Raw genomic sequence first — 913 nt, 5'->3', positions numbered from 1 at the left:
CGACCTGCGCCTGGAAACCCGCACCAGTCGCACCACCCGCCGCGATTACGACTTCGAAAAACCGCGCCTGACGCTGGAAAGCGAAAACCGCGGCGACGCTCTGCCCGACCTCGAGGATTACGACTACCCGGGCCGCTTCATCGACCGCGAGCGCGGCAAGCATTTGGCCAAACGCGCCCTCGAACGTCATCGCAGCGACTTCCAGCTCGCCGAGGGGCGTAGTGATCAGCCGTTGCTGGTCAGCGGCCATTTCCTCGCGCTGAAAGAACACCCGAAAGCCAAGTGGAATGATCTGTGGCTGCTCACCGAAGTCCACCACGAAGGCAAGCAGCCGCAGGTGCTGGAAGAGTCGGTCACCAGCGACACCACGGAGCTTAAAGACGATTTCCATCAGGGCTACCGCAACCGCTTTCAGGCCACCCCGTGGGACGTGCCCAACCGCCCGCCCCTGCGCCACCCGAAACCGCGCATCCTTGGCAGCCAGAGCGCCGTGGTCACCGGCCCGAAAGGTGAAGAGATTCACTGCGACGAATACGGCCGCGTGAAAGTCCAGTTCCACTGGGACCGCGAAGGCCAGGCCGACGACAAGACCAGTTGCTGGCTGCGCGTGTCGTCTGCCTGGGCCGGCGCCCAGTACGGCGGCATCGCCATCCCGCGCATCGGCATGGAAGTGCTGGTCACCTTCCTCGAAGGCGACCCCGACCAGCCTCTGATCAGCGGCTGCCTGTACCACAAGGAAAACACCGTCCCCTATGCCCTGCCGGCGAACAAGACGCGCACCACCTTCAAGACCCTGAGCTCCATGGGTGGCGGCGGCTTCAACGAACTGCGCATCGAAGACAAGAAAGGCCAGGAACAGATCTTCCTGCACGCCCAGCGCGACTGGGACGAGAACATCGAACACGACCAGAAA

At 63.4% G+C, this 913-nt stretch carries 1 protein-coding gene; it reads left to right on the top strand.

The genetic code is table 11. From position 1 onward, the window contains the following. The coding region (gene tssI / locus CAF73_RS29495) for a type VI secretion system tip protein TssI/VgrG (protein WP_139834891.1) at positions 1-913 on the top strand (913 nt) is incomplete at both ends.

It is taken from the genome of Pseudomonas sp. B15(2017), from assembly GCF_002113215.1.
Lineage (GTDB): Bacteria > Pseudomonadota > Gammaproteobacteria > Pseudomonadales > Pseudomonadaceae > Aquipseudomonas.
Note: the sequence above shows the minus strand (reverse complement) of the source record. Positions and strands in the feature narration are given on the sequence as shown.